We start from the raw sequence: 16,108 nt of genomic DNA, 5'->3' as shown, positions 1-16,108 counted from the left end.
TTTCGAGCGGTTGATTGTTCGGCCTCAATACGATGCTACTTTAGCAAGGTTGCATGAGACGGCGAATTTTGTGTAATTATCGCTCTTTCTGTCTGAATGGCGGCTTAACAGATTGGCCGCCATGCGAACCGAAAAAACCTCCAGGTGTTTCCCGGGGCCTGCCGTCACAAGATTTCGCATCTTCGTTTCAGGGATTGCTAACGACGATATGTTCAATCTCACCCGACCGGCGCCCGAGTAACATGACGTCATCGCGGGACCATGTCCTTCGTGTCATCCCCTTCAAGCCAAGTCCGGACCATGTGTCTTTATGCATGATATTCTTCACTTCATCTCTGCGTGTTACCAGGCGGGAAACGCCGAACGTGTGCGTTCAGAATTTGCAACGCTCATTCGGGAATATGGTTTCGAATATTTCCTTGTCAGCAGACGCATGACCGGCGAGCTGGCCTCCACCGGCCAAATCCTTGCGCAACATTTGCCGGAAGGCTGGATAGAGGTCTACAGGGCCAAGAAATACAACCTCGTCGATCCCGTCCGCAAAGTCATCGGCATGGTGCACAAACCCTTTCATTGGAAAGAGGCGCTGGAGGGGCTTCCCCGCGCCATGCATCGGAAAAGGGCGAGCGTGTTTTTCCACGATGCCGGCCGTTACGGCTTGCAGGGCGGTTATGCTTTTCCCGTGCATGGACGGGCGGGATTCATAGGTGCCGTGTTCATAGGTGGACAGGACCGGCAATTGCCCTCCTTGCAGGTGGAACTGCTCGATGCAGCGACCCGGGCGGTCTTCTGGCGCCTGCTCGATCTTTCAGGTCAGGCCCATGATCTCAGCAATATTCCAGACGGTTCCGCTCTTGAGCTCACACGGCGTGAGACGGAAGTGCTGGCGCTGATGGCGGATGGCATGACATCGGCGGAGATCGGCCGCAAGCTATCCATCTCCAACCATACGGTCGACTGGTATATAAACGGGATTCAGCGTCGTTTCAGCGCCAAGAACCGGCAGCACACCGTCGCACTCGCGTTCCGCCATGGCTTGCTGAGCTAGCGCAAACAGAACAGTTCTCGCCGGAATTGCCCTTTCCAAGACCGGGTTTTGCTGCTTAATTCCGCAGTGCAGCAGAATTTTGTTTTGGCGTGTGGGGAGACCGTCTTGAAAATATCGAAAATACTTGTTGCCAACCGATCCGAAATTGCGATCCGCGTTTTCCGGGCAGCCAACGAGCTCGGGATTAAAACCGTTGCGATTTGGGCGGAAGAGGACAAGCTGTCTTTGCACCGCTTCAAGGCGGACGAGTCCTATCAGGTCGGCAGGGGGCCGCATCTCGCCAAGGATATGGGGCCGATCGAGAGCTATCTTTCGATCGAGGAGGTTATCCGCGTTGCGAAGCTCTCCGGAGCGGACGCGATTCATCCCGGTTACGGTCTTCTGTCTGAAAGCCCCGAATTCGTGGAGGCCTGCAACAAGGCGGGCATCACCTTCATCGGACCGACGGCTGATACGATGCGCCAGCTCGGCAACAAGGTCGCCGCCCGTAATCTGGCGATTTCGGTTGGCGTTCCCGTCGTTCCCGCCACCGACCCGCTGCCGGACGACATGGCGGAAGTGGAGCGTATGGCCGAGGAGATCGGTTATCCCGTCATGCTCAAGGCCTCCTGGGGCGGTGGCGGCCGTGGCATGCGCGCCATCCGCAAAAAGGAAGACCTTGCTCGCGAGGTGACGGAAGCCAAGCGCGAGGCCAAGGCCGCCTTCGGCAAGGACGAAGTCTATCTCGAAAAGCTGGTCGAGCGTGCGCGCCACGTCGAAAGCCAGATTCTCGGCGACACGCACGGCAATGTCGTGCATCTGTTCGAACGTGATTGTTCGATTCAGCGGCGTAATCAAAAGGTCGTCGAGCGTGCGCCTGCGCCCTATCTGTCGGAAGCGCAACGTCAGGAACTGGCCGCCTATTCCCTGAAGATCGCCGCCGCGACCAGTTATATCGGTGCAGGCACGGTCGAATATCTGATGGATGCCGACACCGGCAAATTCTACTTCATCGAGGTCAATCCGCGCATTCAGGTGGAACATACCGTTACGGAAGTCGTCACCGGTATCGATATCGTCAAGGCACAGATTCACATTCTGGAAGGCGCCGCCATCGGCACGCCGGAATCCGGGGTGCCGAGGCAGGAGGATATCCGCCTGAATGGCCACGCCCTTCAGTGCCGCATTACGACGGAAGACCCGGAACACAATTTCATTCCGGATTATGGCCGTATCACCGCTTATCGCTCCGCTTCAGGCTTCGGTATCCGTCTGGACGGCGGCACGTCCTATACTGGCGCTGTCATCACCCGCTACTATGATCCGTTGCTTGTGAAGGTGACGGCCTGGGCGCCGCGGCCTGACGAGGCGATCAACCGTATGGATCGCGCTTTGCGCGAATTCCGTATTCGCGGCGTGGCGACCAACCTCACATTCCTAGAGGCCATCATCGGCCATGACAGTTTCCGCAACAATACCTATACAACGCGCTTCATCGATTCGACGCCCGAGCTTTTTGCCCAGGTCAAACGGCAGGACCGCGCTACCAAGCTTTTGACCTATCTCGCCGATGTGACCGTGAACGGCCACCCGGAAACCAAGGGACGCGCAAGGCCCTCGGACAAGGCGGCAAAGCCCATCGTGCCCTATATCGATGCGCCGACGCCCGACGGCACCAAGCAGTTGCTGGACAAGCTCGGCCCGAAGGGTTTCGCAGACTGGATGCGCAACGAAAAGCGGGTACTCGTCACGGACACGACGATGCGCGACGGACATCAGTCGCTGCTTGCGACCCGTGTCCGTACCCATGATATCGCCCGCGTCGCCAGCGCCTATGCCAAAGCATTGCCACAGCTTCTGTCGCTGGAGTGCTGGGGCGGTGCGACATTCGACGTTTCCATGCGCTTCCTGACCGAAGACCCGTGGGAGCGTCTGGCGCTGATCCGCGAAGGTGCTCCCAACCTGCTGCTGCAGATGCTTCTGCGCGGGGCAAACGGCGTCGGGTACAAGAACTACCCGGACAACGTCGTGAAGTATTTTGTCCGTCAGGCCGCAAAGGGCGGCATTGATCTTTTCCGTGTCTTCGATTGCCTGAACTGGGTGGAGAATATGCGGGTCTCGATGGACGCCATCTCGGAGGAAAACAAGCTCTGTGAAGCGGCCATCTGCTACACCGGAGACATCCTCAATTCGGCGCGTCCGAAATACGACCTGAAATATTACACCAATCTCGCCCAGGAACTGGAACGCGCAGGCGCGCATATTATTGCCGTCAAGGATATGGCGGGCCTGCTGAAACCGGCTGCCGCCAAGGTTCTGTTCAAGGCGCTGCGGGAAGAAACGGGTCTGCCGATCCATTTCCACACCCATGATACGTCAGGAATTGCGGCAGCGACGGTTCTTGCCGCCGTGGATGCGGGTGTCGACGCTGTCGATGCCGCGATGGACGCCTTCTCCGGCAATACGTCGCAGCCGTGCCTTGGTTCGATCGTGGAAGCGCTTGCCGGGTCGGAACGCGATACGGGCCTCGATACCGAATGGATTCGCCGCATTTCCTTCTATTGGGAGGCCGTGCGCAACCAGTACGCGGCTTTCGAAAGCGATCTCAAGGGGCCGGCGTCGGAAGTCTATCTGCACGAAATGCCGGGTGGTCAGTTCACCAACCTCAAGGAGCAGGCGCGTTCGCTGGGTCTCGAAAGCCGTTGGCACGAAGTGGCGCAGGCTTACGCCGATGCCAACAGGATGTTCGGCGATATCGTCAAGGTGACGCCGTCTTCGAAAGTCGTCGGTGACATGGCGCTGATGATGGTCAGCCAGGATCTGACAGTGGCCGACGTACAGAATCCCGAGCGCGAGGTCTCTTTCCCGGAGTCCGTGGTTTCCATGCTGAAGGGCGATCTCGGACAATCGCCCGGCGGTTGGCCGGAAGTCTTGCAGAAAAAAGCGTTGAAGGGCGAAGCGCCCTATACCGTTCGTCCGGGTTCACTATTGGCGGATGCCGATCTCGATGCCGAACGGAAGACCATCGAGACCAAGCTGGAGCGCAAGGTCGATGATTTCGAGTTCGCGTCCTATCTGATGTATCCGAAGGTATTCACGGATTTCGCGCTCACCGCCGAAACTTATGGTCCGGTCTCGGTGCTTCCCACCCATGCCTATTTCTACGGAATGGAGGATGGCGAGGAACTGTTTGCCGATATCGAGCGCGGCAAGACGCTGGTCATCGTCAATCAGGCTTCATCCGGCGTTGACGACAAGGGCATGGTGACGGTGTTTTTCGAAATCAATGGTCAGCCGCGCCGTATCAAGGTGCCGGATCGGACGCATGGTGCTTCCGGCTCTGCCGTGCGCCGCAAGGCCGAACCTGGCAACGTGTCGCATGTCGGGGCACCGATGCCGGGTGTCATCAGCCGCGTCTTCGTCAATCAAGGCCAGGAGGTCAAGGCTGGCGATGTGTTGCTCTCCATCGAGGCGATGAAGATGGAAACGGCGCTTCACGCCGAGCGGGATGGCAAGATCGCGGAAGTTCTGGTGCGCCCAGGCGACCAGATCGATGCGAAGGATCTACTGATCGCTTACGCGGAATAAATACAGTCGTCGATTGAACAGTCAGACGCCCGCCTTCCCGGCGGGCGTTTTTTATTGCGCTTCCCCGGAAACTCGAATATGCATGTTCATGCACGTTTATTCCTGTTTATGCATGAGTCTGCATGAGTGATCATTTCGTCAGCGAGCGGCAGGCGCTCATCCTCGAACAGTTGCGGCAGAGCGGCCGTGTGCTGGCGCAGGACCTCGCCCAAAACTTTGGCGTTTCTGAAGACACGGTTCGCCGCGACCTGCGAGAGATGGCGGCCCGTGGGGAATGCATGCGCGTTTATGGCGGCGCCCTGCTCTCGGATGGCAAGACGGTGCCGCTGAAGACGCGGATCGCCGAGGATGCGGACCGCAAGGCTCTGCTGGCCCGCGCCGTTGTCCCGCTTCTCAAGCCGGGCATGGTCGTTTTCATCGATGCCGGTTCGACGAACCTCGCCATTGCCAGGGCGATCCCGGCTGGTCTCAATGTAACGGTGGTGACGAACACGCCCGCCATTGCCGCCGAACTGACGGGGCGGGCGGATATCGATCTCGTACTGATCGGTGGCAAGGTTGATCCCGCCGTTGGTGCGGCAATCGATGCAATGGCGCTGCGGCAGCTCGAATTGATGCGACCCGATCTCTGTGTTCTCGGGGTCTGTGGTGTCGCTGTCGAGACCGGCCTGTCGGCCGATGTCTTCGAGGATGCCGTTTTCAAGCGGCTCGCTTGCAGCGCCAGCCAGCGGATTGTCGCTGCAATCACCACCGAGAAGCTGGGGCATAAGGCAGCGTTCCACGTGCATGATTTTTCCCCGCCGCTTTCCCTTGTGCTGGAACGGGATGCCGACCGCGTATTGGTCGAGGGCGTGTCCAGCCGAGGCGTAGACGTTTATTGCGGCGACGATGCCGTCGCCTGATTTTCACATGGTCAAGTCTGAAGGATATAGCCGATGAATGGCCCCACCACATTTTCGCAGACGGGTGCACGCTCGTCCTATCTGACGCGTCATCGTATCGGCGTTTCCCTGCTGTTCTTGATGAACGGGTTCATGATGGGATCATGGGCGCCCAAGATTCCCGAATTTGCGGCGCGTCTTTCCCTTAGTGAAAGCGCGCTTGGTCTCATCATCCTGGTCTTCGGTATCGGCTCGCTGGTTTTCATGCCGATCGCCGGCTCGCAGATCGCCCGTTTTGGCTCCCGGACGGTCAGTCTCGTGACCGCGGCGATCTTTCTGCCCACACTGCTTTTCATTTCCTGGGCGGGAACCGTCTGGGCCGGGGTAATCGCGGTTTTCCTGTTTGGCGGCCTGACGGGAGCGATGGATGTCGCCATGAATGCCAATGCGGTAGCGGTTGAGCGCGATATGCGCCGCGCCATCATGTCATCCTGCCACGCTTTCTGGAGCCTCGGCGGCCTCATCGGGGCCGGTCTCGGCGGTTATCTCATCACGGCCATCGGCGTACAGGGGCATGCCATTGCGCTGACGGTCATCGCATTCGTGCTGCTGATCGTGGCATGGCCGCGTGTGCTTGCAGATCGTCCGCACCCGGAGGAAGAGCGCCCGAAAGGCGGCCTGCCGCTGACGCCGCTGCCGTGGATCATCGGCCTGATGGCCCTTTTCTCGATGATCCCGGAAGGCGCAATCCTCGACTGGGGCGCTCTTTATCTGCGCAACGAGCTCGGAGCTTCGGTGTCACAATCCGGCTTCGCCTTTGCGGCTTTCTCGATGACCATGGCGGCCATGCGTTTTGCCGGCGATCTGGTGCGCGACCGCTTCGGGGCTGTGACGACCCTGCGCTTTTGTTCGGCCATGTCGATTATCGGTCTTCTTATCGCCGGTATTGCGGGAAATTCCACCATCGCGATCGTTGGCTTCGCGATTGCGGGCATCGGCATCTCCAACATGGTGCCCATTGCCTTCTCGGCGGCGGGCAATATGCCGGGTCTGGCACCGGGAATCGGCCTTTCGGTCGTCACCACCATGGGTTATTCCGGCATTCTGGTGGCGCCATCGGCGATTGGCTTCATTGCGGAACATACCGGTCTCGCCAGCGTCTTCCTGTTTCTCCCGTTACTGCATGTGGTGGTTCTGCTACTTTCGCGGCTCGCCCGTCATGCCGACGGTGCGGGCAAGGAATAGGCGTATCGAATTTTGCCATGATTGCGGTAAAGTAGAAGCTCCAGCGCGTTGGGTGTTGACAAGAAGTCCCCCTTGTTTCACCTCAATTGCAAGACCTTGCCGCAAGCTCCAGAGACCGCCATGACGTCACATGCCGATTACGACCCGAAGCCCCGCCGCGCCTCCGTAGCCGTAGACGTCGGCGGCGTCATCGTCGGTGGCGGCGCACCCGTCGTCGTGCAGTCGATGACCAATACCGATACGGCTGATATCGACGCCACCGTCAGCCAAGTGGCGGCGCTGTTCCGGGCCGGTTCGGAAATCGTCCGTATCACCGTAGACCGTGATGAGAGTGCGGCCGCCGTGCCGAAAATTCGTGAACGGCTGCTGCGTCTTGGGATGGATGTGCCGCTGGTCGGTGATTTTCATTATATCGGCCACAAGCTTCTGGCCGACCATCCGGCCTGCGCCGAAGCGCTGGCGAAATACCGCATCAATCCGGGCAATGTCGGTTTCAAGGACAAGAAGGACAAGCAGTTCGGCGAGATCGTCGAAACGGCGATCCGTTACGACAAGCCCGTTCGCATCGGTGTCAACTGGGGATCTCTGGATCAGGAATTGCTGACTACGCTGATGGACAGGAACAAGGAAGAGGGCTTTCCGCTTTCCGCCCGTCAGGTCACGCGGGAGGCCATTGTTCAGTCGGCGCTGATTTCCGCCGAGCTTGCCGAAGAGATCGGCCTGCCGCGCAACCGTATCATCCTCTCGGCCAAGGTCAGCCAGGTGCAGGACCTGATTGCCGTCTATTCGATGTTGTCTGAACGCTCCGACCACGCCCTCCATCTCGGTCTCACGGAAGCCGGCATGGGTTCAAAGGGTATCGTCGCCTCGTCCGCCGCCATGGGTTATGTGTTGCAGCATGGTATTGGCGATACGATCCGCGTTTCGCTGACGCCTGAGCCGAATGGCGACCGCACCCGCGAGGTGCAGGTGGCGCAGGAATTGCTGCAGGTCATGGGTTTCCGTCAGTTCATTCCGGTGGTTGCGGCATGTCCCGGCTGCGGGCGTACCACGTCGACGGTATTTCAGGAACTGGCCCAGAACATCCAGAACGATATCCGCAAGAATATGCCGGTCTGGCGTGAAAAATATCCCGGCGTCGAGGCATTAAATGTCGCCGTCATGGGTTGCATCGTAAATGGTCCCGGTGAAAGCAAGCACGCGGATATCGGCATTTCGCTGCCCGGAACGGGCGAAAGCCCGGCGGCGCCGGTCTTCATCGACGGGGAGAAAGCCCTCACCCTGCGTGGCCCCAACATAGCCGCTGATTTCGAAGCGCTTGTGACCGATTACATCGAAAAGCGTTTTGGCCGGAAAGACGCGGCGGAGTAACGAGTAGCGTGAAAAGGCCGCAATTCCACTGTCATACCTCCTGACCCTTTCGGAGCATCAAAACACATGATCAAAAAAATCGCGATCGTCGCCCTTTGTGGCACCTATCTTTCCGCCTGCACCACCACCGATCCCTATACGGGCGAGCAGAAGATGTCGAACACGGCCGGCGGCGCGGGTATCGGCGCTGTTGTCGGTGCGCTCGGCGGTCTGGCTGTGGGCGGTTCGCCGGTCGGACGCCGTAACGCTGCCCTGATCGGTGCCGGCATCGGCGCGCTCGCTGGCGGCGCCATCGGCAATTACATGGATGGCCAGGAAGCGGAACTCCGCGCGCAGCTTCAGGGGACCGGCGTTTCGGTGACCCGCCGTGGCGACAGCATTGTTCTCAACATGCCGTCGAATATCACCTTTGCCACGGATCAGGATCAGGTCATTCCGCCCTTCTATCAGACGCTCGATTCCGTTGCGATCGTGCTGAACAAGTTCAACCGCACGCTGATCGACATCAACGGCCATACCGACTCGACCGGTAGCCTCGCCCACAATCAGGGGCTTTCGGAACGCCGCGCCGCGTCGGTTGCCAACTATCTCGGCGCACGCGGTGTCGATCAACGACGCATTTCAACACTTGGCTTTGGGCCTTCGCAGCCCATCGCCTCGAACGCAACGTCTGATGGTCGCGCCCAAAACCGCCGTGTGGAAGTGTTGATTTCGCCGCTCAAGGGCTGATCGACTGGAGAGGCTGAGCGGGAAAACCCACTCAGCTTTTTCGTTCTGCGATAAATCTGGCGGCCGCGATGAGAATCGCGGCCTTTTCGCCATAGGGAGCCAGGAGTTCGCTGGCCTCTGCCACCTGTTCCTGAAGTTTGCGACGCGCCCAGTCTTGGCCGCGCAGCGCCACCAGCGTTCCCTTGCCGCGTGCGGCATCCTTGCCGGTCGCCTTGCCCATGGTGGCGGCGTCGGCCGTCAAATCCAGGAGATCGTCTGCCAGCTGGAAGGCGAGGCCGATTTTTTCTCCAAAGAGGCGTAGCCTCTGCCTTTCGCAATCATCGCTACCGGCGATGATTGCGCCCGCCTCGCAGGCGAAGCGCAGCAGTGCGCCGGTTTTCATAGCCTGCAATGTAATAATGCCGGTTTCGTCCGGTGCGTTCTTTTCCGCGGCGAGATCAAGCGCCTGCCCGCCGGCCATGCCGCCGATGCCCGCTGCGCGGGCAAGCGAAAGCACGAGCGCGGCCTTGCGCCCGGCCGCGAGCGGATTTCCTTCCGATGCAATGATATCAAAGGCCAGCGTCAGCAGGCTGTCGCCAGCGAGGATGGCGGTCGCCTCGTCGAATTTGCGATGCACCGTTGGCTGGCCACGACGCAGGTCGTCGTCATCCATAGCCGGCAGATCGTCGTGAACCAGCGAATAGCAATGGAGGCATTCCAGCGCGGCACCGGCAAAAAGCGCAGCTTCTCCATCTCCGCCGAGGAGTGCGGCGCTTTCGATGACGAGGAAGGGCCGCAGGCGTTTACCGCCGTTCAGCACGCCGTGGCGCATGGCCTCGAGCAGGTTCTGCGGACGCGCGATCTCGTCCGCGCGTGTCTCGCCGGAGAGCAGGCGGCCAAGCAGGGCTTCGGTCCTGGCGGCGTTCTCACGCAGCCGTGTTTCGAAATTCGTCATCTGAGCGTCCATGCCGCGCTCTTTGGCACGCCGCGCGAATGCAGGCAAACCTTTTCGTGATTCCCCAACTCAACTGTCGCGCCGGACTCGCCTTGAAGACGGCAATGGACTATGAAAGGCTTCAATTGGCGTGGGGTGCGGGGACGGATAGTGAGCAGTACGCCTGAAAGCGACGCAGATTACGCCATGCTGGCGGAAGACCGGAGCAGTCCGAAGGTGGATTTTCGCACGTTGGCCAAGCGCATCATCATGACCTTGCTGGCATTGCTCATCCTGCCTTATCTGCTGATTCCGGTTTATGCGTTGCCCTTCATCCGGCCCGTGTCGACGCTGATGCTTGCCGATCTGGTCACGCTGCAAGGCTATGACAGGCGCTGGGTGCCACTAGAGGATATTTCGCCGCGCCTCGTGCAATCGGTGATGATGTCCGAGGATGGGCAATTCTGTTTTCACGGCGGGGTTGACTGGAACCAGATGCAGTCCGTGGTCAGCAATGCGCTCGACGGGGCCGCGACGCGCGGCGCCAGCACCATCCCGATGCAGACGGCCAAAAACCTGTTTTTATGGAACGGTCGTTCGTTTCTGCGCAAGGGACTGGAATTGCCGCTGGCGATTGCCGCCGATTTCGTATGGTCAAAAAAACGGATGATGGAGATTTATCTCAACGTCGCCGAATGGGGACCGGGTATTTACGGCATCGAGGCTGCCGCCCAGCACCACTTCAAGGTGCCGGCCGCCAAGCTCAGTTCCCGACAGGCCGCACTTCTGGCCGTTTCGCTTCCCAATCCCATTGATCGTGTGGCCAGCAAGCCGGGGCGCGGGTTGCAGAGGCTCGCCGGCCTTATCGAGCGCCGCGCCCGCGCCTCGGGCAGCTATGTCGGCTGCGTGCTGGATTGATACCAGCGCGCCGCTTCAGCCCTTCTTGAAAATATAGTCGGTTTCCTGGCGCAGCGTTTCGCCCGGCCGTAGTATGGCATGCGGAAAATCCGGGTGATTGATGGCATCCGGCCAGATCTGCGTTTCCAGGCAGAAACCGGCAAAGGGACCGTAGTGACGGCCATCGAGGCCCGGAACGGGAACGTCCAGTTTGAAAGCCGAATAAAACTGCACACCGGGTTCGGTGGTGTGAACCTCTAGAGCTATATCAGAGGCTGGAGAATAAGCGCGGGCGACCTTGCGCTTGGCGCGGCGCTCGGGCGAAAGGCAGAAATTATGGTCGTAGAGAACCTGCTCACCATTTTCGCTGCGCCGCATCGGCGTCGGGTGGCGAAGGTCGAAGACGGTGCCTTCGACGGAGCGGATTTCGCCGGTCGGTATCTGCTTGTCGTTGGTGGGCAGGTAAAAGTCAGCCGCGATGCTGATCTCATGCCCAAGTGCGGTGCCGGCGCCATCGAGATTGAAATAGGAATGCTGGCACACGTTGGCGATGGTCGGCTTGTCGGTCACCGTTTCATAGACCACCGACAGCACGCCGCCGTCACGGATCGTGTAGGTGGCTGTGACCGTGCAGTTGCCGGGATAACCGGCACGGCCATCGGGGTCGATGATCTGCAGAACCGCGTGGCTTTCGCCGTGTTCCATCAGCATCCAGTTGCGTTTGCCCATGCCGTCGCTGCCGCCGTGCAGGTGGGTTACGCCCTTTTCATTCAGCTCCAGCTGGTATTCGTGACCGTCGATCGAAAATCTGCCATTGCCGATGCGGTTGGCGTTACGGCCGGGTGTGGCGCCGAAATAGGAGGAATATTTATAATCCTCGAATTTGTCGAAGCCGAGAACGAGCGGCGGCTGGTGACCCTCAAGGCGCAAATCCTGGATGACGGCACCCCAGGTAATGACCTTCGCTGTAAGCCCACCTTTCGAAATGGTGACACGCTCGACCTTTTCGCCCGTTGCCGTGAAACCAAAATTCTCCCGTGCTGCCCCGTCGCTCATAACATCATTCTCCCGGTTGCCATGAATTGCCGGGCGGACGTTGCGTCATTTCCCGGCAATTCGCAATCCCGCAAATTCAGGCCGCCAGCTGGCCGATGGCCTCGAGTTCATACGGTGTGGTCTGGTATATCTCGTTGATCCAGTTTCCGAAAAACAGATGGGCATGACTGCGCCAGCGGTTAAGGGGCGCGAGTTCGGGGTCGTTATGCGGAAAATAATCATGCGGCAGCTTGATCGGCACGCCGGCGTGAACATCGCGGAAATACTCTTCCGAAAGCGATGTCGAATCATATTCGACATGATTGAACATATAGAGACGGTTGCCTGCCTTCTCATGTACCAGACATACACCCATTTCCTCCGACTCCATGAGGATTTCGAGTTCCGGATGTTTTTCGATGTCGGCGCGGCGCACTTCCGTCCAGCGTGACACGGGAACCTGGAAATCGTCCGAAAAACCATTGAGGTAGATCGACGAGGGGCAAAGATTGCGGTGGCGGTAAACACCGAAAGCCTTTTCCTTCAGCTCGTATTTAGGCACGCCGTGGAAGTGATAGATGGCGGCCATCGCGCCCCAGCAGACGTTGAGGGTCGAATGGACATTGGTCCGCGTCCACTCGAAAATCTTTTGCATTTCATTCCAGTAGGTCACGTCCTCATAGTCCAGCAGCTCAATGGGAGCACCGGTGATGATGAAACCGTCGAACTTGCGGTGACGCACCTCTTCCCACGTCTCGTAGAAGGAGAGGAGATGTTCTTCCGGTGTGTTCTTGGCGCGATGACCGCCGATGCGCACGAGCGACAACTCAACCTGAAGCGGCGAGGCGCCAACGAGGCGCGCCATCTGGATTTCCGTCTTGATCTTGTTCGGCATGAGGTTGAGAAGCCCGATCTGGAGCGGGCGGATATCCTGCCGGATGGCCGCCGTTTCGGTCATGACCCGCACGCCCTCGTGAACGAGGGTCTCAAAGGCGGGAAGCGTATCGGGAATCTTGATCGGCATGTCGAACTCTCTTTTCCGGATCACGTAAAGAACGTTGCGAAAACAAAAAAACCGGCAGCGGAAATCGCGACCGGTCCCAGGAAATTGCCTTTTTCCTCGACCCTTTAGCGACTTCTTTAAAGTGGCTGCAAGCCGGTCGGCAAATCACCACTAAGGCGTTTCATAATCCCGAAGCCGACGAAAATCAATATGGACGGTTTTCGGAGGCTTTCGGCTTTCCATTTTCGGCCGAGGTGCGATAAGGCAGGGCATGGATAAAGCGCACTTCACCATTCTGCTCGGCGGCGATGTTTCGGTTACTGATCGTCTCAGGGACGCGGTCGCGGGTAGCCGCGTGATCGCGGCTGATGGCGGCATGCGCCACGCCCGGCCGCTTGGCCTCACACCGGAGTTGTGGGTCGGGGATTTCGATTCCGCCAGCAAAGAGTTGCTGGATGCCTGGCCCGGTGTGACGCGGCAGCCTTACCCGGCCGCAAAGGCGGTGACCGATGGTGAGATAGCGGTCTCGGAGGCGCTCGCTCGCGGCGCCGGTACGCTGGTGCTTGTCGGCGCGCTCGGGGGTGCACGAAGCGACCATGCCCTCCAGCACTTCCTTTACGCCGTCGCGCTTGCGGAACGTGGTCTCGATGTTTCGCTCACCTCCGGCGAGGAAGAAGCCCGGCCGCTGCTCCCGGGCTCGCTTGATGTCGATCTACCCGCAGGCTCGCTTTTCTCGGTGGCCGGCTTCACAGCCCTGGAGGGGCTGGATATCGGCAATGTGCGTTACCCGCTGGAGGATTTCGCGCTTGCTTTCGGTTCCTCCCGCACTATTTCCAATGTCGCGAATGGCGGCCCTGTGCATTTTTCGCTTAAAAGCGGAAAAGCCATCGTGCTCGCCCGCCCTTATGATCTGACCGGAGCCTGACGCCTTGGCACCCCCTATTTTGAAACTCGATGACATCAAGCTGACCTTCGGCGTTACCCCGCTGCTGGACGGCGCCAATCTCCAGGTGGAGCCGGGCGACCGCATCTGCCTTGTTGGACGCAACGGTTCCGGCAAGTCCACGCTGATGAAGATCGCAGCGGGCCTTGTCGAGGCCCAGTCGGGCGAGGTTTTCCGTCATCCCGCTGCAACCATCCGTTATCTGGAACAGGCTCCGGATTTTGCCGGTTACGATACCGTTCAGGCCTATGCCGAGGCGGGGCTCGGGCCTGGCGACGATGCTTATCGGGTTACTTATCTTCTCGAGCATCTCGGGCTTACGGGTCAGGAAAATCCGGCAAACCTTTCCGGTGGTGAAGCGCGCCGCGCCGCGCTTGCCCGTGTCATGGCGCCGGAGCCCGATATTCTGATGCTGGACGAACCCACCAACCATCTGGATCTGCCGACAATCGAATGGCTTGAAAGCGAACTCCAGCAGACGCGCAGCGCGCTGGTGCTGATTTCGCACGACCGTCGTTTTCTCGAACGGGTTTCGACCTCGACCGTCTGGCTCGATCGCGGCCAGTCCCGCCGTCTCAATCGTGGTTTTGCCCATTTCGAGGAATGGCGAGACAAGGTGCTTGAAGAGGAAGAGCTTGAACAACACAAGCTCGGCAAGGCCATCGAGCGCGAAGAACACTGGATGCGTTACGGCGTGACCGCAAGGCGCAAGCGCAACATGCGCCGCGTCGGCGAGCTTCAGGCCATGCGCGCGGAATATCGTGGCCACAAGGGGCCGCAGGGGACGGTGCAGGCGACCGTCACGGAAGGCCGGGAGTCCGGTAAGCTGGTCATCGAGGCGGAGGCTATCACCAAGGCTTACGGTGAGCGCATGATTGTCGCGCCGTTCTCACTGCGGGTGCATCGCGGCGATTGCATCGGTCTCGTTGGACCGAATGGCGCGGGCAAGACAACGTTGCTGAAGATGCTCACCGGCCAGCTTGAACCAGACAGCGGCTGGGTGAAGCTCGGCACCAATCTCGAGATCGCAACGCTTGACCAGAAGCGCGAGGAGCTCAATCCCAACGATACGCTCGCACATTATTTGACCGACGGCCGGGGCGACAATCTTCTCGTCAATGGCGAGGTGAAGCATGTCACGGGTTATATGAAGGACTTTCTGTTCCAGCCGGAACAGGCCCGCACGCCCATCCGCAACCTTTCCGGCGGCGAGCGTGCAAGGCTCATTCTGGCGCGTATTCTCGCCCGGCCGACCAATCTTCTGATTCTCGACGAACCGACAAACGATCTCGATATCGAAACGCTCGATCTGTTGCAGGAGATCGTTGCCGGGTTTTCCGGCACGGTCATCCTTGTCAGCCACGACCGTGATTTTCTTGACCGTACGGTCACTTCCACCATCGCGCCGGCCAATCCCGATCAACCGGACGGACGCTGGATCGAATATGCCGGTGGCTATTCGGATATGATGGCGCAGCGCAAGGGAGCTGCGGAAGAGAAACGAAAAGCTGAGAGACAGGAAAAGGCGAAAGCCGCACCTTCAGCCCCGTCTTCGCAGGAGCCTGGAAAGGCCAAGGCCAAGCTTTCGTTCAAGCAGAAATTCGCCCTCGAAAATCTCCCCAAGGAGATGGAGAAGGCGCAGGAAGAGATTGCAAAACGCGAGCAGCGCATGGCCGACCCGGAACTCTTCGCCAAGGATCAGGCGGCCTTCAACAAGCTGGCGCAGGAAATGGAAAAGCTGCGCGAAAAGCTTGAGGCCATGGAAGAGGAGTGGCTGGAGCTGGAGATGCTGCGCGAGGAACTGGAAGGCTGAGCCGATCTTTCCGGTCGCACCGCCATCTGCCTTTGACAGGACGGCGGAAATGCCGTTTGCTGTCCCGGTTCGGAGGAGTTCAACACCATGCGCATGATCTTCGTCAACCTGCCCGTCAAGAATATCGAGACATCGAGAGCCTTCTTCACGACACTGGGTTTCACCTTCAATCCGGAATATTCCGATGACCGCACGCTCTGCATGATTGTCGAGGAGAACATCTTCGTCATGCTCCTTCAGGAAGAGCGTTTTCGTGATTTCATCAACGGCGACATCGCCGACGCCAAGCGGAGTACCGAGGTACTGACCTGTCTTTCCGCCGGAAGCAGGGAGGAAATCGACCGTATGATCGAGGCCGCGCTCGCGTCAGGCGGCAGCCGCTGGAAACCCGTTCAGGATCACGGATTCATGTATGCAGGCAGTTTTCAGGATCCCGACGGCCACGTCTGGGAACTGGTGCACATGGCGCAGCAGGGTTGATGGCAGCCATCTTGCCAAGATGGGTCGGCGGGACTACACCATTATCTTGATCTAACGGGGTGTCTTTCGCGCTTGGGCGCAAAAGGCTGAGAGGCTTGCCAACCCGAAGAACCTGATCCGGTTCATACCGGCGGAGGGATTAGACGGCTTTCATGCAGGCGGCTATTTCCCTCCTCGTTTTGA

The 16,108-nt window shown here is 59.3% G+C and carries 13 protein-coding genes and 2 riboswitches; of the genes, 10 read left to right on the top strand and 3 right to left on the bottom strand.

The window, feature by feature from the left end:
• The first annotated feature begins 310 nt into the window (after positions 1–310).
• The 6 genes from WA845_RS22150 (at position 311) to WA845_RS22125 (ending at position 8,841) form a co-directional block, all read left to right on the top strand.
• The gene (locus WA845_RS22150) at positions 311–1,048 is read left to right on the top strand and encodes a helix-turn-helix transcriptional regulator (RefSeq protein ID WP_004443990.1); all 738 of its coding nucleotides are present in this window, start codon (positions 311–313) and stop codon (positions 1,046–1,048) included.
• Between the two features lie 105 nt (positions 1,049–1,153).
• Positions 1,154–4,615 carry a pyruvate carboxylase gene (pyc, locus tag WA845_RS22145; RefSeq protein WP_337322576.1) on the top strand — a complete coding sequence of 1,154 codons (3,462 nt, stop codon included), beginning with the start codon at positions 1,154–1,156 and terminating at the stop codon, positions 4,613–4,615.
• A gap of 122 nt (positions 4,616–4,737) precedes the next feature.
• Complete coding sequence (locus WA845_RS22140; protein ID WP_112553132.1) at positions 4,738–5,517, top strand: DeoR family transcriptional regulator; 780 nt, start codon at positions 4,738–4,740, stop codon at positions 5,515–5,517.
• Between the two features lie 33 nt (positions 5,518–5,550).
• Complete coding sequence (locus WA845_RS22135; protein WP_004443984.1) at positions 5,551–6,741, top strand: MFS transporter; 1,191 nt, start codon at positions 5,551–5,553, stop codon at positions 6,739–6,741.
• Between the two features lie 120 nt (positions 6,742–6,861).
• A complete protein-coding gene (ispG, locus tag WA845_RS22130; RefSeq protein ID WP_004443981.1) occupies positions 6,862–8,112 on the top strand; it encodes a flavodoxin-dependent (E)-4-hydroxy-3-methylbut-2-enyl-diphosphate synthase in 1,251 nt (416 codons plus the stop codon).
• A gap of 66 nt (positions 8,113–8,178) precedes the next feature.
• Positions 8,179–8,841 (top strand): OmpA family protein, encoded by a 663-nt coding sequence (locus WA845_RS22125; RefSeq protein WP_004443979.1) that lies wholly within the window; start codon positions 8,179–8,181, stop codon positions 8,839–8,841.
• Between the two features lie 31 nt (positions 8,842–8,872).
• On the opposite strand, the gene WA845_RS22120 is transcribed toward WA845_RS22125, so the two are convergent.
• A complete protein-coding gene (locus tag WA845_RS22120; RefSeq protein WP_112553134.1) occupies positions 8,873–9,787 on the bottom strand; it encodes a farnesyl diphosphate synthase in 915 nt (304 codons plus the stop codon).
• Between the two features lie 174 nt (positions 9,788–9,961).
• Between WA845_RS22120 and mtgA the strand changes: the two genes are divergently transcribed.
• A complete protein-coding gene (gene mtgA / locus WA845_RS22115) occupies positions 9,962–10,672 on the top strand; it encodes a monofunctional biosynthetic peptidoglycan transglycosylase (RefSeq protein WP_034500053.1) in 711 nt (236 codons plus the stop codon).
• A gap of 15 nt (positions 10,673–10,687) precedes the next feature.
• Here mtgA and WA845_RS22110 read toward each other — a convergent pair whose 3' ends face one another.
• Complete coding sequence (locus WA845_RS22110; RefSeq protein ID WP_112553136.1) at positions 10,688–11,707, bottom strand: aldose epimerase family protein; 1,020 nt, start codon at positions 11,705–11,707, stop codon at positions 10,688–10,690.
• 76 nt (positions 11,708–11,783) lie between these two features.
• Positions 11,784–12,710, bottom strand: a complete 927-nt coding sequence (gene metA / locus WA845_RS22105) for a homoserine O-acetyltransferase MetA (RefSeq protein WP_022556978.1) — start codon at positions 12,708–12,710, stop codon at positions 11,784–11,786.
• Positions 12,711–12,794: 84 nt separating this feature from the next.
• Positions 12,795–12,871: riboswitch (SAM riboswitch) on the bottom strand.
• 89 nt (positions 12,872–12,960) lie between these two features.
• On the opposite strand from metA, the gene WA845_RS22100 reads away from it, so the two are divergent.
• The 3 genes from WA845_RS22100 to WA845_RS22090 all read left to right on the top strand — a co-directional run bounded on the left by WA845_RS22100 (position 12,961) and on the right by WA845_RS22090 (position 15,925).
• Entirely contained in the window at positions 12,961–13,614 is a 654-nt protein-coding gene (locus WA845_RS22100) for a thiamine diphosphokinase (RefSeq protein ID WP_112553138.1), read from the top strand.
• A gap of 4 nt (positions 13,615–13,618) precedes the next feature.
• On the top strand, positions 13,619–15,445 hold the full coding sequence (locus WA845_RS22095) for an ABC-F family ATP-binding cassette domain-containing protein (protein ID WP_004443966.1): 1,827 nt from the start codon (positions 13,619–13,621) through the stop codon (positions 15,443–15,445).
• An 87-nt stretch (positions 15,446–15,532) separates the two neighbouring features.
• Positions 15,533–15,925 carry a VOC family protein gene (locus WA845_RS22090; RefSeq protein WP_035207966.1) on the top strand — a complete coding sequence of 131 codons (393 nt, stop codon included), beginning with the start codon at positions 15,533–15,535 and terminating at the stop codon, positions 15,923–15,925.
• 45 nt (positions 15,926–15,970) lie between these two features.
• Positions 15,971–16,081: riboswitch (TPP riboswitch) on the top strand.
• Positions 16,082–16,108 lie beyond the last annotated feature (27 nt).

The organism is Agrobacterium sp. CMT1, from assembly GCF_037203725.1.
GTDB classification, from domain to species: Bacteria; Pseudomonadota; Alphaproteobacteria; order Rhizobiales; family Rhizobiaceae; genus Agrobacterium; species Agrobacterium pusense.
Note: the sequence above shows the minus strand (reverse complement) of the source record. Positions and strands in the feature narration are given on the sequence as shown.

Coding starts and splice junctions, on each gene's coding strand:
- metA (WP_022556978.1), bottom strand. CDS start 12,710: ATGCCGATCAAGATTCCCGATACGCTTCCCGCCTTTGAGACCCTCGTT.
- mtgA (WP_034500053.1), top strand. CDS start 9,962: ATGCTGGCGGAAGACCGGAGCAGTCCGAAGGTGGATTTTCGCACGTTG.
- WA845_RS22135 (WP_004443984.1), top strand. CDS start 5,551: ATGAATGGCCCCACCACATTTTCGCAGACGGGTGCACGCTCGTCCTAT.
- ispG (WP_004443981.1), top strand. CDS start 6,862: ATGACGTCACATGCCGATTACGACCCGAAGCCCCGCCGCGCCTCCGTA.
- WA845_RS22120 (WP_112553134.1), bottom strand. CDS start 9,787: ATGGACGCTCAGATGACGAATTTCGAAACACGGCTGCGTGAGAACGCC.
- WA845_RS22140 (WP_112553132.1), top strand. CDS start 4,738: ATGAGTGATCATTTCGTCAGCGAGCGGCAGGCGCTCATCCTCGAACAG.
- WA845_RS22090 (WP_035207966.1), top strand. CDS start 15,533: ATGCGCATGATCTTCGTCAACCTGCCCGTCAAGAATATCGAGACATCG.
- WA845_RS22150 (WP_004443990.1), top strand. CDS start 311: ATGCATGATATTCTTCACTTCATCTCTGCGTGTTACCAGGCGGGAAAC.
- WA845_RS22110 (WP_112553136.1), bottom strand. CDS start 11,707: ATGAGCGACGGGGCAGCACGGGAGAATTTTGGTTTCACGGCAACGGGC.
- WA845_RS22100 (WP_112553138.1), top strand. CDS start 12,961: ATGGATAAAGCGCACTTCACCATTCTGCTCGGCGGCGATGTTTCGGTT.
- WA845_RS22125 (WP_004443979.1), top strand. CDS start 8,179: ATGATCAAAAAAATCGCGATCGTCGCCCTTTGTGGCACCTATCTTTCC.